The organism is Longimicrobiaceae bacterium (assembly GCA_036375715.1).
Taxonomy (GTDB): Bacteria; Gemmatimonadota; Gemmatimonadetes; order Longimicrobiales; family Longimicrobiaceae; genus DASVBS01.
On sequence record DASVBS010000022.1, the window covers coordinates 107,136 to 128,460 of the forward strand.

Genomic DNA, 21,325 nt, shown 5'->3' on the forward strand with positions numbered 1-21,325 from the left:
CACATAGGGTTTCGTTCGCCCACGCACGGAGATCGCCATGGCAGTCGAATACCGCCACCGATCGCTCGGGACCGCCCTGCGCTACAAGGGCGGGGAGGGGATGTGGACCTGGATCCTCCACCGCGCGACGGGGCTGGGAGTTCTGCTTTTTCTGGTCGCGCACGTGATCGATACCGGGATCATCATCTACCGACCCGATTGGTACGACCACGCGCTCGGTGTCTACCGACATCCTCTCTTCCGCGTCGCCGAGCTCTTCGTCTTCTTCGGCGTCGTCTATCACGCGGCCAACGGGCTGCGCATCGTCGTGCAGGATTTCTGGCCGTATATCATGCAGCGGCAGCGACAGATCTCGCTGGCGGTGGTCACCGTGGTCGTGCTCGCGATGATCCCGATCACCTGGATCATGATTGCTCCGCTGCTTGGCCTCGCCGACGAGCCCGGGACGGCGCGCCATGAGCAACGGTGCCTCGAAGTCCCGAATGCCCCGGCGTGCGTGCAGGAGGTGGGAACGGGAGCCGCGGAGGTGGCCCTGTGAAGGCGCCCGGCGGAGTGGTCGAGCGGCGCATCGCTCGGCGGGGTGGTGGTCACCTGAAGCCGACGGGGAGCCGAGGGGGCTTCGAGCTCTGGTCCTGGTTCTTCATGCGCATTTCCGGCCTAGTGCTGATCTTCCTGGCCCTCTATCACCTCATCTGGTGGAACCTGGTGATCGGGGTCGAGCACCTCGACTCGGCAATCGTGATCGAGCGCTGGAACAATCCGCTCTGGCGCTTCTTCAATGTCATGCTGATCACGCTGGCCATGCTGCACGGACTGAACGGCCTGCGCTACGTCATCGAGGACTACGTGCGTAGCCCTGGTAAGCAGGCCGCGACCAAGGCCGTGGCCTACACCGTGGTGCTCTCGGTGCTTGCGTTTGGCATTTACGCGCTGGTGACTTTCGATCCGGCTATCTTCTTCGCCGACCGATGATCCATACTCACACATACGATGCGCTGGTGGTCGGCGGCGGCGGCGCCGGCCTGATGGCCGCGATCTACCTGTCCCGGGAATCCGACATCAAGACGGCGGTGATCTCGAAGCTCTACCCGACCCGCTCCCATACGGGCGCGGCTCAGGGAGGGATCGGCGCCGCTCTGGCCAACCTGGAGGAGGATCATCCCCAGTGGCACGCCTTCGACACGGTCAAGGGCTCGGACTACCTCGGCGACCAGGACGCCATCGAGACAATGTGCGAGGAGGCGGTGGGGGTGATCATCGAGCTGGAGCACATGGGGCTCCCCTTCTCGCGCACCCCTGACGGAAAGATCGCCCAGCGTCCTTTCGGCGGTCACACCCACCACTTCGGCCAGGGGCCGGTGCGTCGCTCCTGCTATTCGGCGGACCGCACCGGCCACATGATCCTGCAGACCCTCTACCAGAACTGCATCAAGAACGGAGTCGAGTTCTACGACGAGTTCCAGGTAGTAGACCTCCTGTTGAATGAGGGGCGCTGCGTGGGTGTGGTGGCGTACGAGGTGGCCACGGGCGACCTCCACGTCTTCCGGGCCAAGGCGGTGAACTTCGCGACCGGTGGGTTCGGGCGGGTCTGGTCGATCACCTCGAACGCGCACGCCAATACGGGTGACGGGCCGGCGGTGGCGCTGCGTCGCGGCATCCCGTTGCAGGACATGGAGTTCTACCAGTTCCATCCGACCGGCATCTACCGTCTCGGGATCCTGATTACCGAGGGCGTGCGCGGAGAAGGTGGGGTGCTGCGCAACGATCTCGGCGAGCGTTTCATGGAGCGCTACGCTCCGACCATGAAGGACCTCGCCTCCCGCGACGTGGTGGCGCGGGCCATCAACCAGGAGATCCGGGAGGGACGGGGGATCAACGGGAAGAAGTACGTCTACCTCGACGCCACCCACCTCGGCGCCGAGGTGATCGAGAAGAAGCTCCCCGACATCGCTGATTTCTGCCGCACCTATCTGGGCGTGGATCCGGTGCGCGAGCCGATGCCGATCCAGCCGACCGCGCACTACGCCATGGGAGGCATCCCCACCGACGTGAACGGGCGGGTGGTGATCGACGCGCAACGAACCGTCTTCCCTGGCCTCTATGCGGCGGGGGAGACGGCCTGCGTCTCGGTGCACGGCGCGAACCGGCTGGGCACAAACTCGCTGCTCGACCTGGTCGTTTTCGGCAAGCGCTCGGGCGTCGACATGGTGCGCTTCTGTCGCGAGAACGACCTCGGTCCGCTCCCCGAGAATCCCACGGCCGAGATCGCCGCGACATTGCAGCGCCTGCTGGATAACAAGGATGGCGAGCCGGCCGCCCGTCTGCGCGAAGAGATGCAGGACGTGATGCAGGACGACGTCGGCATCTTCCGCGACGGCAAGGGGATGGAACGTGCGTTGACCAAGGTGCGCGAGCTGCGCGAGCGCTACCGTAACGTGGTGGTAATGGACAAGGGAAAGCGCTTCAACACCGACCTCATGGAGGCCTGGGAGCTGGGGAATCTGCTCGATCTGGCCGAGGTGACGACGTGGAGCGCCCTGAACCGGAAAGAGAGTCGTGGCGCGCACATGCGCGAGGATTTCTCCAAGCGCGACGACCAGAACTGGCTCAAGCACACGCTCGCGTATCGTCGGGAAGACGACACGATCGAGCTCGCTTACAAGCCCGTGACGATCACGAAGTTCGAGCCGAAGGAGAGGGTGTACTGATGGCGCAGACCGCCGCATCCGCGCCCCCGCGCGCGCCGGCCACCTCGACAGCCACGATCAAGATCCTGCGCTTCAACCCGGAGACCGATCGCGAGCCGACGTACCGGAGCTACCAGGTCCAGGTCGAGCCGACGGACCGGGTGCTCGATGCGCTCAACACGATCAAGTGGTACCAGGACGGGACGCTCACCTACCGCCGCTCGTGTGCGCACGGGGTCTGCGGCTCGGACGCCATGCGCATCAACGGGGTCAACCGACTGGCCTGCAAGGTGTTGATGCGCGACGTGGGAAGCGAGGTAGTGGTGGAGCCGTTGATGGGCTTCCGGGTGATCAAGGACCTGGTGGTGGATATGGAGCCCTTCTTTGCCCAGTACCGCTCCATCTTCCCCTACCTCATCAACGACGAGCGCCCGCCGGAGCGGGAGCGGATCCAGTCGATCGAGGAACGCGAGATCTTCGACGATACCACCAAGTGCATTCTGTGCGCGGCCTGCACTACCTCGTGCCCGTCCTTCTGGGCGAACGAGGAGTTCGTCGGGCCGGCGGCGATCGTGAACGCGCACCGTTTCATCTTCGACTCTCGCGACCACGGGGCGAACTTGCGGCTGGCGCGCCTCAACGGGCGCGAAGGGGTCTGGCGCTGCCGCACGATCTTCAACTGCACCGAGGCCTGCCCGCGCGAGATCAAGATCACCAAGGCGATCGGTGAGGTGAAGAAGGCGATTCTGTACGGCGGAGTGGGATGAGATAAGAAGCTAGAAGCTAGAAGCTAGAAGATTCCGGCGTCAGGCGCCTCAGACTCGAGCGACCGGGACCCCAGCTGTGGATTGCATTCTAGCTTCTAGCTCCTAGCTTCTAGCTTCTGATCTTATCACAAGTGAGGTCCCTTTGAAGGTCCCCATCGAGTGGCTGGTTCAGCGGGTCGATGAACCGCCCACCTCGTACAATCCGCGGGAGGGCAGTTCGCCGCTGCGCATCCGCATGGCGTGGCAGAAACTGAAGAGCCGGGCGCACGGGCAGGACGAGATCTGGGCCTACGCCAATCCGTCGGATCGACACGGGCGTCACCAGGGGTTCGCGCTGGTCAGAGAGGGCGTGGTGATCGAGGCGATCGAGGTGGATTGATAGGCCCCGTTCGGACGGGTGCCGGATGCCGAGAGGGCGCGAAGTCCAACGACTTCGCGCCCCCTTTCGTTCTCACGATCCTTGCCTGTCGCCGTCGAATCGAGCGGGTCTCACTGGTCGGCGGTGGACACGGCGGTCGAGACGATGATCGCGCCGTGTGGATGCCCGGGGCCGAGCCGCAGCGCTGCCTGCGCGGCTGAGAGCCGGGTGATCGACCGGACTTCTGCGGCGGGGATGCTGCGCAGGTTGTCGACGTCTCCCAGACGTGCGTTGTCCAGGTAGGTAATGATCTGCGGAGTGCCGGGAATGACGGCGACCGAATAGTCGGTCTCGAGCACCTGTCCCTGCTCGAGCAGGCTCTTGTTGCCGCGGACGATGAACCAGTCCGGCTTGAGCGACTGGATGACCTCGAAGACGGTGGTGCCTCCCGCCTCGGCGATCTCCTCGTGGGAGAGGAACTCGATCCCTTCCATCGCAACGTTCCTGGGGATGGCCAGCCCCGGCCCCACCCCTGCGTGGTGCTCCCCGATCAGGAGCCCTGCGATCGCGCCGATTGCCGCGCCGCTCGCGGAGTAGAGGCGACGCTGTTCGAGGAAGCTGCTGTTGGAGGTCTTGTGCCAGTCGTTGTAGACCACGTGACTGGTGAAGTATCCCAGGCCGGCGCCGACCACGGCACCCCCCACGGTGAACAGAGTCCTGGTCAGGAGGCTTCGCGCGGCGCTGCGGCGGCCTGACGCCATCTCGGCCTGGGCCGCCGGGGAGAGCAAAGATGCGCTCCGCGAGCTGAGTAACTGCCCCTGCGCCTCGCCCGCCAGGGCAAGGATCGATAGGGCGACGAGTGGTATGCGGCGATACATCTGGGCTGCGGGGGCTGCGGTAAAAGCGAGGCCTCGCCGGAGGAGCCTCTCGCGAGGGGCTCGGCCTGCGGGGGGCGGAATCTCCGAAAAGTCCCACACGGGCGTGTGCCAGGGACGGCTGGAGGCTCGATGCTCTCCGGCGCGCGGGATTGGTATATCATGCGCGGCTTACATGCCCGGGGCAAGTCGGCCGAATCTCCGCAGCGGGAGCTTCCCCTGGACGACGCCGTCCTGTCCGTTTCCTGGCCGCCTCCGACAACGCCTACCGCGACGCCCTGCGCTGCTCGCCGAGACCGACCGAGCGGCGCGTCGCGACCCTTCGCCTGGTCCAGGCGTCGAGCGCCGTCGCCCTTTCCCCAACCGGATTGCGCGGCGCGTCATTCCCGAAGCAGGACCGTCGCACCCGAACGCCGAGGTCGGGGGACATGCGACGCCCCGGGCGCCCGCGCCGTTTTCGGGGCGGTTCACGTGTTTCCCGCCGGCTGGAGGCGCCATCAGGGATGCGAGCGCTTCCTCGCGCTCACCAGCGCGGTGGCACGACGGCCCACGAAGCGCCCCAGCAGGCCACGGTGCCGGTGGACCTTAACGCGCAGGTGCCCCAGTTCGCCGCGCTCAGCTGTGTGAAGGTACCCGCGGGAGGCGTCGCCTGGCCAAGCTCATTGCTCCCCCAGCAGGCGAGGGTGCCGTCCGAACGGAGGGCGCAGGTGTGTTCGACGCCTGCGCTGACCTGGGTGAAGGTGCCGTCGGGAACTCCGCTCACCTGGCCCTCGCTGTCGTCGCCCCAGCAGATCACGGAGCCGTCCCGGCGCAGAGCACAGCTGTGGGTGTGGCCCGCGCTCACCTGGACGAAATCGGTGCCGGGGGGTGGCGAGGCCTGGCCGAGGTCCGGGATTCCGCCGCCGCCGTCAACCGCTCCCCAGCACGAGATGGAGCCATCCCGCCGCAGCGCGCAGGTGTGCGAGTTGCTCGCGCTGACCTGCACGAACGGTCCTTCGTGCGTGTGGGTTGCCGAATAGGTCGGGGAGCCGCCGACCTGGCCGGCCCAGTTGTCGCCCCAGCAGTAGACCGAACCGTCTCCACGGAGCGCGCAGACATGCGAGCCACCCGTGCTCACCTGCGTGAAGTCGGAGGAGTGGAGCGTGCAGGTGTACAGCCAGAGCGAAGGGTGGTCGCAAGCCCAACCCTCTTCCGGGGGGTTGCTGTACCGAACGAGTAACTCGCTGCCCCAACAGGTGAGCGTGCCGTCGCCGCGCACCCCACAGCCGACGACGTTGGCGTAGCCCGCATCCACCTGGACGAAGCCGGCGCCGGGTGGCTGCAGGTCGGTGGGTCCGCAGGTCACGGTGCCGTCCGCGTGCAACCCGCAGTTGTTCTCCCCCGCGCTCACCTGGACGAACCGCACGGCGGTCCGGGTGCGGGCCGCGACCAAATCGAAGTGCACGGTGAACGGACCTGGCTGGAGCGCGTCGACGTAGAGCACCGCCTCGAACACGTCCTCGGGGCCGACCGACTCACGCGGCAGCTGCAGCCCGGGGTGACGCAGCACCGCCACACGGACCCGGCAGTTGACACAATGCATCGGCGCGGCCGCGTCCCCCACCTCGTCGCGCCGGAAATCCACGCTGTCCAGCACGATGTCCTTTACCGTGAAGCGCACGGTCAGGACCTGATCCTCCAGCGCCTGGTTCCCGCACCCCTCACAGGTTACGCTGGCCTCTACGTGGTCGGCCGTCACCGGCACGCGGGTCAGAGACGGGCCCCCGGCTCCGCTGGCGACACCGGCTCCCTGCCGCAGCTGGACCACCCCGATCGCGGGGTCGACCTCCAGCGCGATCTGGGCGACGACCGAGCGATCGTCGGGGAGTGGAGCTTCGGCCGCGGGGCCGAGTAGGCGCGGGCTCTCCTGACAGCCGACGAGGAGAAGCGCCAGCGGGAGGAGGAACGATCTCGATCGCATTCGATACTCTCCTGCGGGCGTGAAAGTCGGAGACCAGCAGGGGGACGGAAGCGGGCGGATGTGCCGCCAGACTCGAGCGAGTTGCCCTATTCTTTGGGGACAAATAGATCCAAGCCCAGACCCTGTATGTCAAGAGTCTTCGCGTGCCTGCGGCGGGACCGCGAGGACCGACGTCCCGGCCGCGGTAGGCGGGTTCTCCGGGACGCCGGAGCGGGCACCCGTCGTGGTGCGGTGGGATGATCGAGGGAGGAGGCCGTAGCTGGTCGTCAGGCGGAGCGGTCGGAGCAGGTAGTAGAGCGGGAAGAGCGGGTCGGGGAGGGGCAGGGCCTGCCAGTCCTCCGGGGTCGGCGTCCAGAGCGCGCGCCAGAGATAGCGCGCCCGGCCGCCCAACCCGTCCAGGGCCCTGAGCTGGAAGCGGTGGAAGGGCAGCCCCCGCGAATGGGCGGGTCGATCGTCCTCGGCGCCGATCCATGCACGCGCCTCGTGGCAGAGCCGCAGGGCCCCGCGGTCGGAGCGCACCCGATCCGCGATCCGGTCGGGGAGCGGCGCGTCCAGCAGCTCCTGCGCCAGGCGCAGCCCGAGGAACAGCACCCGGCGGCTGCGGAAGCGTTCCGCCCGGCTGATGGCCTGGTCCCAATCGATCTCGTGCGAACGGACCAGCTCGGCGACGTCGCAGAGCCACGCGAGTCGCTCCCAGAGGTGCCGCGCGCCGTGGAAGCAGAGTACGAGAAGAAGGTCCTCCGTCCCGAAGGTCGGGACGGCCATCCCCGCCATCCGCAGCGACCGCGTAGCGGGACGCAGCGCGTCCAGGTCCAGCGACGCGATGGGGTGGCGCGTGGCGAAGGCCCAGTGGAGCTCTACCGAGACCCGACCCGCGCCTCCATGCAGCGGGAGGTTGTTGTTGGCGCGCAGGAGCGCCCTCTGCTGCCGGGGAGAGAGTCGGTCGCGCGGGCGGTAGCCGAGGCACTGGAGAACGTCGAGGGCGCGTGGGAGGTCGTCCGGACGGACCAGCACGTCGAGGTCGGTCATCTGTCGAAAGGCCACGTCGCCGTACAGCTGGTGCGCCAGCACCGGTCCCTTGTAGGGAAGCCCGGCGATCCCGCGTGCTTCGAGGTGGAGGAGAATCTCCCGCAACGCCTTGACCAGCACCCGGCTATGGGCGGCATTGAGCGCCACCTCCGTCCGGAGCTCTCGTAGGAGGTCGGCCGGCACTTCGGGGACCGGCAGCGCTGCGAGGTGGCGCAGGAGGAAGGGGACTACCCGGTGCCGGCGGGCCAGTGCGAGCAGCTCCGGCCAGCTCACCCCCTCCCGGATCAGCGCCGCGACGCGCTCGGCCCCCGACCGGGACAGCTCGGAGCGTGCGCAGAGCACCAGAAGCTCCCACGCGCGCCCCCGGGGCAAATCCTGATCGCCGGCTCCGGGCGGGGGGTGGAGCACCTCGCTCGTCAGCGCGGGCATGTCACGCCGGCCGGGGGAGGGCGGAGGGGATTCGGTGCATCACGACGAAGGCCGTGCGCGGGTCGCCCTCCTCCAGATACGGCCGCCCGTCGCGCTCCAGCCAGCAGTGGCCGCTGAGCCTGCCCCCCGCGGTGAGGGTGGCGCCGAAGCAGAGGCGCAGCTCCATGCCCGCGCGACGGAGGAAGTAGTAGCGGGTGACCCCACGCGTGAGACAGCCGGGGCGGATCCACGGCCCGCCGCCGCGCAGCACCCGCTCCACGCACGCGGACACGCGCGCCACCGTCGGCGCATCCGCGGGGGGTGGGGGGCGGCGCGGCTCGAGGAACCGCTCCAGCGCCGAGAGCGGCAACCGCACTAGCGCCGGAGCCGCCATCGCCACGAGGAAAACGCGGGCCAGAAGGAGGCTCCTCTCGATCCGCGGTAAGCCCCCTCGTGGGCGCGAGATAGGGATCGTCGTCTCCGTCATCCGAGCGACCGCGCTCAGCCTGGCTGCCGGCGGCCGACCAGGCCCTCCTCGCGTAGCAACGCGACGAACTCGGCCACCAGGGCCGCCGCCGCCTCGCTCGTGACCTCGTACTCCGCGACCAGCGCCTCGACCGCCGTGGCGACGTCGCCAGAGCGCTCCAGCGCCTCCCAGATGCGCATCCCGGTCTCGTTCAGCGAGTAGTAGCGCTTGGTCTCGATGCTCAGGAGGATCCCCTCCGTGTCGCTCACGCGAGTGAAGACGACCTCGGGGCTGGGTCGGATGCGGTGTGCGGTCGTGGACTCGGGACGGATCTGCATGGCGAATCGGCGAGGACGCTCAGCGCGGCGCGGACGGGAGGACCGGCAGCGACCGAGTGCGGGCCCGGCGCGGCACCTTGCCGTAATGCTCCAGGCAGTGAGCGCAGATGAAGTGGTCGCGTTCGTCGGCAGGCCCTTGCGCCAGCCGCTCGATCTTCTCGCGGTTGAGGCGCGCGATCCGCTTCACCAGCCGTTGGTGCGCCTCGTATAGGCTGACCCGGGCCAGGTCGGCGATGACGTCGGTGTCCGGGGTCCCGCCGCGGTAGTTGGACAGCGTGCAGCAGGCGGTGAGGTAACCCCGATAGTCGACGTTGAACTCCCGCATCTCGAGCTGCGGGCACTGGTAGAAGCGGGACTCCTCGTAGTGGTCGCCGGCGAGCAGGATCCGCAGCCGGAGGGCGCGCTGCAGCGCCGCGATCTCGGCCTCCACCTCCCGGCGTTCGCGCGGGTCCAGCACCAGGCCGGCCGCCTCCGCGTCGGGCGTGGGCTGGCAGTGCCCGTAGAACAGCGCCTCGCACCCGAGGCGACTTGCCAGCATCGCCATCGCCTCCAGCTCCGAGCGGTTGGCGCGGGTCACCACCATGTTCAGGTGGACCGGGACACCCCAGGCGCGACAGAGCGCGACGCCCTGTAGCACGCGACGGAACGAGCCCGCGCGTCGGCGCAGGGTGTCGTGCGTCTGCTCGGTCGCGCCGTCGAGGCTGAAGGTGACGTGCGCGCACCACTCCCGGTACGGCCGGAGCTGCGCGCCGGTGCGGGAGACGAACTGCCAGCCGTTGGTCACGAAGCCGAACCGGTAGCCGTGCTCCGTCACCCGGCGAAGGATCTCCGCGAAACGCGGGTGCAATGTGGGCTCGCCGCCGGTAAAGGCCACGAAGTTCACGCTCCGGTAAGCCTTCGCCTCGACGAGCACCTTTTCGACCAGCTCGACGGGGAGGAATGTGCCGGTTCCCCCCTCCTCCCGGATGCAGTGCGTGCAGCGGAAGTTGCACACGTCGGTCAGCTCGAAGATGAGCTTGATCCCCGGACGCCGGTCGGGGGTGGGAGCGTGTCTCATGCGCCCATCAGCCGGCTGGGAGACGGTGCGGGGGAGCCGACGGAGACCAACGGTTCGAGGAGTTCCACCACGCGCTCCGGGGCGTCCTCCACGTCCCGGCCCGCGAGCAGGCGGTAGCCGCGCGCCTGGGCCGCCAGCCGGCCCAGGACGGCCAGGTGGCAGGGAAGCGTCTCCGGATCGAGCGCCAGAACGGCGCTCTGAGCAATGAGGCGCGGCAGCATCTCCGCCGGCGCCAGCGGCACGAGCCGGCTCTTGGCCAGAGGCGCGATCTCGGGGAACAGCAGCACCTGCGGGCGGCAGCACGCCACGAGCCGGTGCGGGAAGAGGGTGCGCATGTCGAGCCGATGCTTCCCCCTCCCGGCGAATGGACCGGGCGCCCCGTGAACGGCGACCTCGGGGAAGCGCGTGGCCAGGACGGGGTCGAGGCAGAGATCCCGGCGCAGGGCCAGGCCCTCCACCCCCTCGCCGAGCGGCCGGAGTAGAAGGGCGTCGTCTGCGAGATAATCCCAGCCGCCGCGCACCAGGGTGTAGGTGATCGTGGACTTACCGCTGCCGGACCCCGCGACGAACAGGTAGCCGGCGCCGCGGTAGACGACCGCCGAAGCGTGCAGCGCGAAGAGGCCGCGGCGGCGGACCAGGAGGAGGAGGGCGTAGACAACGAGGTCCTTGCGCGGCGGGTCGGTGGCGCCGGGGAGCCAGCCCTGCGCCACGCCGCCACGGAGGTCGAGGCGGAAGTGGTGCGCCCCCGAATCCAGCCAGAGCCCGGTATCGGAACCAAGCGCGCGAATGCCGTCCTGACGGGCGATCTCCCGCGCGTCGTCGGGGAGCGGCGGCGCCTGGCGGGCGGAGACCACCAACCGTAGCGGGACGGGGTCGGGATTCGGCACCGCCGTCCCCAGCCCGAAGTGCTCGAGGATCGCGCGCACCCGCAGGAGGAGTGACGGGTCATCGCCCTCCAGGCGTAGCCCCACGCCGTGGAGCGCATACGTGTAGGTCCGAGACTGCCGACTTCCGGGGGCTGTCCGCACGGCGTCCATGCAGCTCAAGCCGGGGAGCGACCGTCCGGGTGCGCGCTGCGGCGCCCGTTCGTCACGGACTGAAAGTCCCGATGAAGGAGCCGGTTACCTCCGGAAGGGAGCCGTGTCGCGTGAGCTCAGGCCGGACCATCGGCTTACGCGGCGCCGCCGTGCGCGACGTCTCCTCTGGCTGCGGCGAAGGGGTGCGGGGCTCGGGTCTCATGTCCGTTCCGGTCGTCGCCATTCCAGTCTCCGCGTAGAGGTGGCGGGCGGATCGGGAAACTCCTGTATCCATAATCTGCGAAGGGATGGGTGGCAAGACAGGTCCTTAAAGTGTCCACCTGAGGGGATGGACAGCGGGCCGTTCTCGATCGCGCGCTGGTACGCCCGCTGTTGCTGTGCGGACTGATGTCGACCCCGCTGTACCTCGGGATCGATCTTCTCGCCGGGTCGAGGTACGAGGGGTACAGCTTCCTCGATCAGGCAGTCAGCGAGCTATCCGCGATCGACGCGCCGACGCGCGGGCTCTGGCTCGCTCTCGGTCCCCTGTACCAGCTCCTGGTGCTGCTTTTCGGCGTGGGGGCGCAGCTGGCCGCCGGGCGTGACCGGCGGCTGCGGATCGCCGCTAGCGGACCGCCTCGCCCTCCTCGATCCGTCTGACGATTCTCCGAAAATCGAGGCAGCGAGTAAAATCCTCGGCGCGACAGGTGAGCGCGTGGTCGACCATGGCCCGCGCCGCGTCGAGCTCACGCTGACGCCGGTCCAGCTCCGCCCGGTGCTCCAGGAGTAGCTTGCGCCGGGTCGACCGATCCGGCGCCTGGAGGATCTGCCGGATGCGCTCCAGGCTGAGGCCGGCCGCCTTCGCCCCCAGGATCAGGGCGATCCTCGCCTCCTGCTCACGCCGATAGCGCCGCCGTCCGTTGACCCGTTCCGTCGGCAGCAGCAATCCGACGCTCTCCCAGTGCCGCAGCACGTGTGGCTCCAGGCCGAAGCGCGCTGCCAGCTCCCCGATCGTCATCCCGCTCATCGCAACGCCCTTGACTTAAAGTTCACCTTAACATTTAGAATGCGGAGTCTGCAGTTCGTAGACAAGACTCCAGGACAACGGGGAGGTGCAAATGGTTCGGGATGTGATCGTGATCGGCGGAGGGCCGGCGGGGCTCGCGGCGGCGCAGACGCTGGGGCGGATGCGGCGGAGAACCCTGGTGCTGGACTCGGGGGAGCCGCGCAACGCGCCTTCGCCCGCGATGCACAACTTCCTCTCGCGCGATGGTACGCCGCCGGCCGAGTTGAGACGGATCGCCCGCGAGGAGGTGGGTCGGTATGCCTCGGTCGAGCTGCGCGACGGGCGCGTCGACGCGGCGCAGTTCGTCGAGGAGGGCTTCGAGGTCCGGCTCGCGGATGGTGAGCGAATCCGCGCGCGTCGGCTGCTGCTGGCGACCGGTCTCGCGGACGAGCTGCCGCCCATTGCCGGCCTGAGGGAGCTCTGGGGCAAACGGGTGCTGCACTGCCCCTACTGCCACGGCCACGAGGTGGCGGATGGGCCGCTCGCCGTGCTGGGGAGCGCTGCGCCGCGCGTGCGCATGGCGCTCCTCCTGACGCGCCTCTCCAAAGACGTCGTGCTCTGTCCCGCCGGGGAGGACTTACCTGATGCGGAAACCCGGGCGAAGCTCGGGCGGCAGGGGGTGCGGGTGCGAGAGGGAGAGGTGAGTGCGGTGGAAGCGTTGGGAGAGGATTCGGTCCGACTCCGCTTCGCGGACGGAGGCGTGTTGGAGCGGCGGGCGCTCTTCGTACAGTCTCGGCCCGTCCAGCGCAGCTCGCTGGCCGCGGAGCTCGGCTGCGATCTGTTGGAGGACGGCAGCGTCGTGGTGGACGAGGCTTATCGGACTACGGTCGCCGGGGTGTACGCCGCGGGCGACATGGCCCGGCGCGTGACCCCGCACTGGGCGGCCTCGTCGGTGATCGTCGCGGCCGCGGGGGGCGCGACGGCCGCGGCGATGATCGACCAGGATCTTCTCAGTGCGGATCTCGGTCTGCCGCTGCCGTTCGCAGGGTAGGGAGCTGCGGGGGGACGGATCGGACGGCTGTATCTACCCGGTCTCAGTGGACTCCCGCCGTCTCTGATCCTGTTAATCCTCTCTTCGTGGTTTCGCTGCCAGGATGAAAGTCGCGACGTCGCGTCCAGAAGTAATGTAGCCAGAGGGCATTGAACCCTAGCGTTAGAAGGGCGGCGATGCGCGTTTCAGACGGTTCGGCCGGATCGACCATCGTCGCCAGCGCTCCGAGGATCGAAAGAGGCACTACCACCATGCATATCCACCACGCCCACTTGCGAAACCGCGACACCCCCCTGGCCATCAGAAACGGCAATCCAGCCAACAGTACGAAAGCGATCGCCAGGACCAGCGCCTCAGTGAGGCCGAACTCGTTTAATGAGTCTGCTGCGGCAAGAAGCATTACGATGGGCGCCACAATACCGAACATTGCTGCCCCAAAATAGTTGAGTCCTATGAACAACTTTCCCGGCCAGGTATGGGAAGGAGCTTTGTGGATCACCCTCGCCGTCGCGAATCCGTCACCGGGCGGGCCGGACAAACCGCCCGCGCTTTTTGCGACCGCAATGGAGGCGTCGGTCGGACAGCCACAGTGAATACAGGCGGACGAGGCGTCGGAGATTGACTGGTAACAATCACGGCAAGTGATCAATGGCATAAGCAGATCAAAGAAGGATTACAATGCGGCCGAGGATTACGTACTTATGCGAAAAGGCCTCGTGACCATAGTCTCGGCCAGAGGCTGGCTCGCCCGTAGCGATGGCAGCGGCTCGTCGTGTACAGACGGTACGCGGCGTTGGGCGCAGGGCGCCCACTGGTGGCTGCTGCTCACAGACGCGAAGCCGACCTGCGATCTTGTCGTTGAGGAGGTCGAGAGCGTGTGATGATGCGGCCCGGGTCACGACGGAGGGGCGTGCGGTTGACCGTCGACGGGCTTTCGGAGACCTTCGATGCAGACTGGGGCTACCGCATGCTCTTCGATTCTGCCGCCAAGCGCACGTAGAAACAGGAATCTTGCCCACCGAAAAAGCACGCGAACTCCTGCACCGATACTGGGGTTACCCCGACTTCCGTGCCGGACAGAAGAAGGCCATCGAGGCGATTCTCTCCCGCCGGGACACCCTCCTCATCATGCCCACCGGGGGCGGGAAGAGCATCTGCTACCAGGTCCCGGCGCTGCTCTTCGACGGCGTCACCATCGTCGTTTCCCCCCTCATCTCCCTGATGAAGGACCAGGTGGACACGCTGGCGCAGGCGGGGCTGCCGGCCACCTTCATCAACTCGAGCCTCTCCAGTTCGGAGATGGCGGCGCGGCTGGAAGCGGTCGAGCGCGGGGCCGTCAAGCTCGTCTACGTCGCCCCGGAGCGCTTCGACAGCCCCGCCTTCGCGGAGCGGGTTCGCCGCCTCGACGTGTCCCTGCTCGCGGTCGACGAGGCCCACTGTGTCTCGCAGTGGGGACACGATTTCCGACCGTCCTACCTGCGGGTCGGCAGGGTGCGCGAGATGCTCGGAGACCCGCCGATCGCGGCCCTGACCGCCACCGCCACGAGGGAGGTGCGGGAAGACATCGAAAGGCAGCTCCGCCTGCGTGACCCCCAAGTCTTCATCACCGGGTTCGATCGGCGGAACCTCCTCTGGCGCGTCCTCCGAGCGAAAAACGACTCGGAGAAGGACCGCCTCCTGCTCCGCCTCCTCCAGGGGCGCCAGGGCGGCCTCGGCTTCTCGCTTGAGAACAGCAGCGGCTCCGCGATCGTCTACGCCTCGACGCGAAAGAGCGTCGACGCGCTCACCTCCCTGCTGGGCGGGATCGGGATAGCCGCGGTGGGCTACCATGCTGGTCTGCGCGACACGGAGCGGAAGCGCATCCAGGACGCCTTCATGGCGGGAGAGGCTCGCGTCGTCGTGGCCACGAATGCGTTCGGGATGGGGATCGACAAGCCCGACGTGCGCCTCGTGGTGCACTACAACATGCCGGGCACTCTCGAAGCGTACTACCAGGAGGGCGGCCGCGCCGGGCGGGATGGAGGACAGTCGGACTGCGTGCTGCTGCACGCCTATCCCGACCGCTTCACCCACGAGTTCTTCATCGAGCAGACCTACCCTCCTCGCAGCCTGGTCGAGAGCCTCGTCCGCGAGCTGCGCTCGCGAGCCGACGCCGAGGGAGCCATCCGCCTGGGGACCGCCGAACTCGTGCGCACGCTGCCGGGAGGCCCTAAGGATCGGCAGGTCGCCTCCGCGCTCCGCCTACTCGAGGAGGCGGGCATCATTCGCTCGTTGTCGGCGGGAGGGTCGACCGGAGCACACGTGCGGTTGATCGCGACAGCCGAACGGATCCGCCGAGAGATCGACCGTCCCGACCGGCAGGAGGAGTTGCTCTTCCTGCGACGTCTCTGGCGGCTGGGAGGTGGCAACGGACTCTACCGGGGCGCTGCGATGCGCTGGCGGGACCTCGGAGCGGCGGCGGGTGGCCGTGAGCGGGCGGCGGAGCTGATGGATGCCCTGCAGGACGAGGGAGTGCTGGAATGGACGCGCTTCCTGGACGGAGAGGGGATTCAGCTGTTGGACCGCTCCACCCGCGTGGATCGTCTTCCCATCGACTGGCGCAGGCTCGAGGCCAGGAAGAGGCGGGATCTCGACAAACTGCAGAAGATGCAGGGTTACGCGTACACCGACCGCTGTCGTCGAGGATACGTTCTACGCTACTTCGGCGATCCCGATGCCATGGACGAATGCGGTGCCTGCGACGTCTGCATGGGTGAGGCACGCCAGGCTGATCGTCCCCGGGAGACGCGAGAGGACCGCACTGTTGCGGCGCGCCCGCAGGGGACGCGGCGATCCCGCGCACGCCGCATCCGCGACGTCACACCCTACACCCCCACCCCCGCCGAGGAGCAGCTGTTCGAACGCCTGCGCGCGGTTCGCAGTCAGCTCGCCCGCGGAGATGGGGTTCCCGCCTACTGCGTGTTCAACGACCGCACGCTCGCGGAGCTCGCGCGCCGCCGACCCGCCACCGAAGACGCCCTGCTCGAGATTCCCGGCGTGGGTCCTGCGAAGGCGGCGAAGTACGGACGCGCCTTCCTGGAAATTCTCCAGGAGGCGTAAGCGGCGGTGACTTCCCCCGCCCGTCCGCCGGCGGTAGTTTTTTCCTGCGAAACACGCCGCCGGGGGCCGCTAACCCAGCGCCAGATGCTACCCTATTTCGACGAGAGCCACCGGCTCATTCGCGAGACCGTGCGCGAGTTCGCGGCGAGCGAGATCGCCCCGGTGGCGGCGGAGCTCGACCGTACGGCGGAGTTTCCGTGGGAGAACGTGGCCAAGATGGCCGAGCTGGGGCTCCTGGGCATTCCCTGGCCGGAGGAGCTCGGGGGGGCGGGGATGGACCAGATCAGCTACATCATCGCGATCCATGAGATCGCGAAGGTGGACGCTTCGCACGCCATCACCATCTCCGCACACACCACGCTGGGGACGTCGCCGATCGTCGCCTTCGGTACCGAGAAGCAGAAGCAGCGCTACGTCCCGCTCCTCGCCGTGGGGAGGGTGCTCGCGGGCTTCGGCCTTACCGAGCCGCAGGCAGGCTCGGACGCGGGGGGAACCCGCACGACCGCGCGGCGCGTGGACGGAGGCTACGTGCTGAACGGCACGAAGATCTTCATCACCCACGGGGGGGTGGGCGAGGTCTACGTGGTCAGCGCATTGACCGATCCGGACGCAGGGACGAAGGGTATCAGCGCCTTCATCGTGACCAAGCCGACTACTGACCTGGAACGTGCCCGGGAAGTCGGCGTGGGACACGCGGAGGAGCTCGATTTCACGGAGGGGGTCCGGGCGGGGAAGAAGGAAGACAAGATGGGCTGGCGCGCCTCCGATACCCGGGAGCTGGTCCTTGAGGACGCCTTCGTCCCCGAGGAGAATCGGCTGGGAGCGGAGGGGCAGGGGTTTCCCATCTTCATGCAGACGCTCGACGCGGGGCGCATCGGCATTGCCGCGCTCTCGCTCGGGCTGGCCGAAGGCGCGTTCGAGCAGGCGATGCGGTACGCCAACGAGCGCCGGCAGTTCGGGAAGAAGATCAGTGAGTTCCAGGCGATCCAGTTCAAGCTCGCCGACATGGCCACGGGGATCGAGGCGGCCAGACACCTGGTATACCACGCGGCCTGGCTCAAGCAGAACGGTCGGCCCTTCTCCCGCGAGGCCTCGATGGCGAAGTTGTACGCCTCCGAGCTGGCCATGCGCGTCACCTCGCAGGCGGTGCAGATCCACGGCGGGTACGGCTACATGAAGGAGTACCCTGTCGAGCGGATGATGCGGGACGCGAAGATCTGCGAGATCGGAGAAGGAACCAGTGAGATTCAACGGTTGGTGATCGCGCGATCGCTCCTGCGGGAGTTGAACGGCGGCCCGGCCTGAACCCAAGCGGCAAGGAACGTGTGGCGAGGAACGGGAAGGGAACTGGCGGGTGAAACGTGAAATTCTGATGAGCACCACCGGCGAGGAGACGCGAGTCGCGATCCTCGAGGATGAGTTGCTCGTAGAACTGATGGTCGAGCGTCCGGACTCGACGCGCATCGTGGGGGATATCTACCTCGGCCGCGTCGAGGCGGTGCTGCCCGGGATCCAGGCAGCCTTCATCGACATCGGAACCGAGAAGGCTGCCTTTCTACACGTCTCGGACATCGCCAACGAGGACGACGAAGAGGAGGAGTCGGCCCCGGAGGAGGAAGCGGGGGAGAGCGAGGGCGGCACCCGGCGGCGAACGCGTCGCTACCCGCCGATCCAGGACCTGGTGCAGAAGGGACAGGAGCTTCTGGTCCAGGTCACCAAGGAGCCGATCAGTACCAAGGGCCCCAGGGTGACCGCGCACATCTCCCTCCCCGGGCGCTTTCTCGTCTACATGCCGACGTCCGACCACGTCGGCGTCTCGCGCAAGATCGAGGATCGCGAGGAGCGGGCGCGTCTTCGTGCCCTCGCCCGGGAGATCCTTCCCGAGGACGCGGGCGGCGTCATCGTGCGCACGGTGGGGGAGGAGCTGACCCAGGAGACGTTCGAGCGCGAGCTGAAATCGCTGCTCGCCACCTGGAAGCAGATCAAGCGTCGCGCGGCGCGGGCTCGCGCACCGGCGGCGATCCATCGTGAAGCCAAGCTCACCAAGGGGATCATCCGTGACCTCTTCTCCGTCAAGGTCGATTCCCTCATCATCGACAGCCAGGCGGTCTACGACGAGGTCCGTCAGTACCTGGACAGCGTGGACCCGTCGCTGATCGAGCGGGTGCACCTCTACCAGGATCCGCTCCCCCTCTTCGACGCCTACGAGATCGAGACGGAGATCCAGGAGGCCTTTCAGCGCCGGGTGATGCTCCCCTCGGGAGGCTACATCATCATCGAGCCGACCGAAGCGCTGGTCTCGATCGACGTCAACACTGGTCGCTATACAGGGAAGAAGGACCCCGAAAAGACCATCCTGAGGACCAACCTGGACGCCGCGCGCGAGATCGCCCGGCAGCTACGCCTGCGCGACATCGGCGGGATCATCGTCTGCGACTTCATCGACATGGAGTCGAAGCAGAACCGGGAGAAGGTCCTTCAGGAGCTGCGCACACACCTCGCCCGGGACCGGGCGCGCACCAAGGCGTTCCAGGTCTCCGAGCTGGGGCTGATCGAGATGACGCGGCAGCGCGTGCGCCCGTCGCTCTACCACACCCAGACCGAGGCGTGCCCCACCTGCGGCGGGACCGGCCGGATCTTCACCCCCGAGACCGTGGTCCGGCGGATCGAGCGGGCCATTCGGCGCCTGAGCGTCGACTCGCGGGAGCGCCAGCTCCTCGTGCGGGTGCACCCCGAGGTCGCCCTCTACCTGCTGGAGGAGGAACCCACCTTCCTCAAGCGCATGGAGAAGGATGCCCGCCTGCAGATCAACCTGCGTGACGACCCGCTCATGCAGCCGGACCAGTTCCGCCTCCTCGCGGGTCCCGGACATCAAGACGTGACGCAGAGGTACGCGCTAGGGTAAGAATGCGGATTACGAATTACGAATTACGAATTACGCTTTTGTTATCCGGAGCGGAGCGCTGCAGGGGCGGAGTGAAGGATCGGACACCGTGGCGGTACCCGCGTGCGACCCCTCGCTCGCACTCGAGATGAATGGCCGGCTCGGCTACCCAATAATTCGTAATTCGTAATTTGCTGCCCGAACCTGGCAGCGGCCCGCAGCGGCGAGAGGGTACAGGGGCGGGGTAGGCGGGGGCGCTAGGTGGGAGAAGCGAGAAGCTAGAAGTTGGGAGTGAGCAGTTGATGAGCGGGCAGCACGAGGAAGGGAAGTCAGAAGCCAGGAGCCAGAAGCCCCTCCCCGTTGACTTCCCCTCCTTCTTTCTCCATAATTCCGTCTTGCGTTTTTTCTGGAACAGCAATCAAGCGACAGGAGCCGGCTTCACCATGTACGCCATCATTCGCACCGGCGGCAAGCAGTTCCGGGCCGAGCCCGGGCAGACTCTTCGGGTGCCCGCGCTGAACGCGGAAGCGGGAGAGACTGTCACCTTCGACGAGGTGCTGCTGGGGGCCACCGATAGCGAGGTGAAGGTGGGGGCGCCGCTGGTGGGTGGCGCGGCGGTGACCGCCGAGGTGGTGAAGCATGGCAAGGGCGAGAAGATCATCATCTTCAAGCACAAGCGCCGCAAGAACTATCGTCGCAAGCAGGGGCATCGGCAGAAGTATACCGAGGTCCGCATCGGCGAGATCAATCTGGGGTGAGGAGCTGAATCATGGCACATAAGAAGGGCGGCGGCTCGACCCGTAACGGCCGCGATTCGCAGGCGCAGCGGCTCGGCGTGAAGAAGTTCGGCGGCGAGCGGGTGCTGGCCGGCAACATCATCGTGCGTCAGCGCGGCACCCGCATCCATCCGGGGGCGAACGTGGGCCGTGGGCGTGACGACACGCTCTTCGCGCTGGTCGACGGCGTGGTTCAGTTCCAGCGCAAGGACCGCAAGCGCAAGCAGGTGGCCGTAATTCCGGCGTGAGCCGCTTCCGCAGGACGTGAAAAGGCCCCGGCAGTGATCTGCCGGGGCCCTTGGTTGCTAGCTGCCCAACCAGAACCCCACCAGGAAGCCGAGGCCGAGCGCCGCGACGCACACCCCCAGCAGCATCAACACCCAGCGGAGCCCCCCTGCCCCCGCCTCGCGGCGCATCCGCTCAGGCCGTGCCGAAAGCCAGCTGCAGCTCGGGGTTCCGTCCCCGGCTGCGCACGAAGCCGCCCATGAAGATCTCGGTCATGTCGTGCACCAGCCGGTCTACGTCGGCGTCGCGGCCGGGGCGATACCAGACGTACAGCCAGTTCATCATCCCGAACAGGGCGAACGCCGAGACTCTCTCGTCGAGGGTGCTGTTCGGCTCCACCTCCCGCAGGATCTGGCGGGCGATGTTGGTGAGCTGCCGTTTCTGCGATTCGACGTGGGAACGGAACTCGCCGGTGAGCGACTTCGCTTCGTGCGAGAGAACCTTCATCTCCGCCATGTTGTCCACGAAGAAGCGGAGGTGGTTGTCGATGAGGATACGCAGCTTCTCGCGCGGGTCGCGCGCGTAGCGGAGCCGGGGCTCCAGGCCCGCGATGAGACGGCTCATCGCGTGGTGCTGGATCAGGAAGAGCAGTTCTTCCTTGCTCTGGAAATAGTAGTAGAGTCCGGCGAGGCTGACGCGAGTGAACCGGGAGATGTCACGAATGCTCGCCTGGTGATAACCCTTCTCGGCGAAGACGACGGCTGCGGCCCGAAGGATGCTCTCCAGCTTCGCGTCGTATGCGGTGCGGCCTTGGGACATGATCGGGGGCCGTTCCGGGCGAAAAAAAACGCAGCGCTGCGAGCGCTAGCGGAAAAGGTACCGCTGTGATGCGTAGCTATCCGGGGGTGAAGGCCGCTCCCGAGCGGGCTGACAAGTCCGGTGATGTGGGCGGCCGGGTCTGATCGGGCAAGGTACGGATCGGACGGAATCGCTGTCAAGACGCGGAAGTGCCGCTTGACGCGCGTGCGTATGCGTCGATATTCTTTCATTGCCTCCATCATTGTCGTGTCCGTATCCCCGCTCGCATGATCGTGCTTCGCCCCCACCGCTCGGCATGCGCCGTTTCACTCTGTCTCGCTCTGAGCGTGACGGCTGCCTGCAGGGACCTTCCTACGGGTACCGACTCTTTCCAGCTCGAAGCGGGCGGTGAGTTGTGGACCGCCGTGATGGCGCCGAGCAATCTCCCCACCGCTGGAAGCTGGTTGGCGTACGGGGAGGACCCCGCGGCGGCGCCGGAGGTCGCGGCGCTGGAGACCGAGGCCG

Annotated in this window: 23 protein-coding genes; 12 read left to right on the forward strand and 11 right to left on the reverse strand. The window is 67.4% G+C overall.

The features are described 5' to 3' along the window. The first annotated feature begins 37 nt into the window (after positions 1–37). The 5 genes from sdhC to VF167_03480 all read left to right on the forward strand — a co-directional run bounded on the left by sdhC (position 38) and on the right by VF167_03480 (position 3,833). Positions 38–538: a succinate dehydrogenase, cytochrome b556 subunit gene (sdhC, locus tag VF167_03460; GenBank protein ID HEX6924454.1), complete on the forward strand. Its 501-nt coding sequence runs from the start codon at positions 38–40 to the stop codon at positions 536–538. Continuing rightward, positions 535–972 (forward strand): hypothetical protein, encoded by a 438-nt coding sequence (locus VF167_03465; protein ID HEX6924455.1) that lies wholly within the window; start codon positions 535–537, stop codon positions 970–972. The genes sdhC and VF167_03465 overlap by 4 nt, the downstream gene beginning before the upstream one ends. Further along, positions 969–2,708 carry a succinate dehydrogenase flavoprotein subunit gene (sdhA, locus tag VF167_03470; GenBank protein HEX6924456.1) on the forward strand — a complete coding sequence of 580 codons (1,740 nt, stop codon included), beginning with the start codon at positions 969–971 and terminating at the stop codon, positions 2,706–2,708. Before VF167_03465 ends, sdhA begins: the two co-directional genes overlap by 4 nt. Further along, positions 2,708–3,454: a succinate dehydrogenase iron-sulfur subunit gene (locus VF167_03475; GenBank protein ID HEX6924457.1), complete on the forward strand. Its 747-nt coding sequence runs from the start codon at positions 2,708–2,710 to the stop codon at positions 3,452–3,454. The genes sdhA and VF167_03475 overlap by 1 nt, the downstream gene beginning before the upstream one ends. Before the next feature lie 142 nt (positions 3,455–3,596). Further along, positions 3,597–3,833 carry a hypothetical protein gene (locus VF167_03480; GenBank protein HEX6924458.1) on the forward strand — a complete coding sequence of 79 codons (237 nt, stop codon included), beginning with the start codon at positions 3,597–3,599 and terminating at the stop codon, positions 3,831–3,833. Between the two features lie 110 nt (positions 3,834–3,943). Here the strand turns inward: VF167_03480 and VF167_03485 are convergent, their stop codons facing one another. From VF167_03485 to VF167_03520, 8 genes are all read right to left on the reverse strand, one after another. Then, positions 3,944–4,690, reverse strand: a complete 747-nt coding sequence (locus VF167_03485) for a hypothetical protein (GenBank protein ID HEX6924459.1) — start codon at positions 4,688–4,690, stop codon at positions 3,944–3,946. A gap of 520 nt (positions 4,691–5,210) precedes the next feature. Continuing rightward, a complete protein-coding gene (locus tag VF167_03490; GenBank protein ID HEX6924460.1) occupies positions 5,211–6,647 on the reverse strand; it encodes a hypothetical protein in 1,437 nt (478 codons plus the stop codon). Positions 6,648–6,776: 129 nt separating this feature from the next. Beyond that, positions 6,777–8,105: a nucleotidyltransferase family protein gene (locus VF167_03495; GenBank protein HEX6924461.1), complete on the reverse strand. Its 1,329-nt coding sequence runs from the start codon at positions 8,103–8,105 to the stop codon at positions 6,777–6,779. 1 nt (position 8,106) lies between these two features. Then, positions 8,107–8,571, reverse strand: a complete 465-nt coding sequence (locus VF167_03500; GenBank protein ID HEX6924462.1) for a lasso peptide biosynthesis B2 protein — start codon at positions 8,569–8,571, stop codon at positions 8,107–8,109. Between the two features lie 14 nt (positions 8,572–8,585). Continuing rightward, the gene (locus VF167_03505) at positions 8,586–8,888 is read right to left on the reverse strand and encodes a PqqD family protein (protein ID HEX6924463.1); all 303 of its coding nucleotides are present in this window, start codon (positions 8,886–8,888) and stop codon (positions 8,586–8,588) included. Positions 8,889–8,907: 19 nt separating this feature from the next. Next, a complete protein-coding gene (locus VF167_03510) occupies positions 8,908–9,945 on the reverse strand; it encodes a radical SAM protein (GenBank protein ID HEX6924464.1) in 1,038 nt (345 codons plus the stop codon). Then, the gene (locus VF167_03515) at positions 9,942–10,973 is read right to left on the reverse strand and encodes a hypothetical protein (protein HEX6924465.1); all 1,032 of its coding nucleotides are present in this window, start codon (positions 10,971–10,973) and stop codon (positions 9,942–9,944) included. Before VF167_03515 ends, VF167_03510 begins: the two co-directional genes overlap by 4 nt. Before the next feature lie 61 nt (positions 10,974–11,034). Then, positions 11,035–11,205, reverse strand: coding sequence for a hypothetical protein (locus VF167_03520; protein HEX6924466.1), 171 nt, complete (start codon positions 11,203–11,205; stop codon positions 11,035–11,037). 164 nt (positions 11,206–11,369) lie between these two features. On the opposite strand from VF167_03520, the gene VF167_03525 reads away from it, so the two are divergent. Continuing rightward, a complete protein-coding gene (locus tag VF167_03525) occupies positions 11,370–11,621 on the forward strand; it encodes a hypothetical protein (protein HEX6924467.1) in 252 nt (83 codons plus the stop codon). Here the strand turns inward: VF167_03525 and VF167_03530 are convergent. Then, entirely contained in the window at positions 11,587–11,979 is a 393-nt protein-coding gene (locus VF167_03530; GenBank protein ID HEX6924468.1) for a MerR family transcriptional regulator, read from the reverse strand. The genes VF167_03525 and VF167_03530 overlap by 35 nt on opposite strands. Before the next feature lie 100 nt (positions 11,980–12,079). On the opposite strand from VF167_03530, the gene VF167_03535 reads away from it, so the two are divergent. Then, positions 12,080–13,018, forward strand: a complete 939-nt coding sequence (locus VF167_03535) for an NAD(P)/FAD-dependent oxidoreductase (protein HEX6924469.1) — start codon at positions 12,080–12,082, stop codon at positions 13,016–13,018. A 43-nt stretch (positions 13,019–13,061) separates the two neighbouring features. On the opposite strand, the gene VF167_03540 is transcribed toward VF167_03535, so the two are convergent. After that, positions 13,062–13,673: a hypothetical protein gene (locus VF167_03540; GenBank protein HEX6924470.1), complete on the reverse strand. Its 612-nt coding sequence runs from the start codon at positions 13,671–13,673 to the stop codon at positions 13,062–13,064. 356 nt (positions 13,674–14,029) lie between these two features. Between VF167_03540 and VF167_03545 the strand changes: the two genes are divergently transcribed. The 5 genes from VF167_03545 (at position 14,030) to rpmA (ending at position 20,025) form a co-directional block, all read left to right on the forward strand. Continuing rightward, positions 14,030–16,117 carry an ATP-dependent DNA helicase RecQ gene (locus tag VF167_03545; GenBank protein ID HEX6924471.1) on the forward strand — a complete coding sequence of 696 codons (2,088 nt, stop codon included), beginning with the start codon at positions 14,030–14,032 and terminating at the stop codon, positions 16,115–16,117. An 84-nt stretch (positions 16,118–16,201) separates the two neighbouring features. Next, positions 16,202–17,422: an acyl-CoA dehydrogenase gene (locus VF167_03550; GenBank protein HEX6924472.1), complete on the forward strand. Its 1,221-nt coding sequence runs from the start codon at positions 16,202–16,204 to the stop codon at positions 17,420–17,422. Positions 17,423–17,489: 67 nt separating this feature from the next. Continuing rightward, positions 17,490–19,022 (forward strand): Rne/Rng family ribonuclease, encoded by a 1,533-nt coding sequence (locus VF167_03555; GenBank protein HEX6924473.1) that lies wholly within the window; start codon positions 17,490–17,492, stop codon positions 19,020–19,022. 422 nt (positions 19,023–19,444) lie between these two features. After that, positions 19,445–19,759: a 50S ribosomal protein L21 gene (gene rplU, locus VF167_03560; protein HEX6924474.1), complete on the forward strand. Its 315-nt coding sequence runs from the start codon at positions 19,445–19,447 to the stop codon at positions 19,757–19,759. An 11-nt stretch (positions 19,760–19,770) separates the two neighbouring features. Beyond that, the gene (rpmA, locus tag VF167_03565; protein HEX6924475.1) at positions 19,771–20,025 is read left to right on the forward strand and encodes a 50S ribosomal protein L27; all 255 of its coding nucleotides are present in this window, start codon (positions 19,771–19,773) and stop codon (positions 20,023–20,025) included. A 172-nt stretch (positions 20,026–20,197) separates the two neighbouring features. Here rpmA and VF167_03570 read toward each other — a convergent pair whose 3' ends face one another. Further along, positions 20,198–20,821 carry a TetR/AcrR family transcriptional regulator gene (locus tag VF167_03570; protein HEX6924476.1) on the reverse strand — a complete coding sequence of 208 codons (624 nt, stop codon included), beginning with the start codon at positions 20,819–20,821 and terminating at the stop codon, positions 20,198–20,200. Positions 20,822–21,325: the final 504 nt, after the last annotated feature.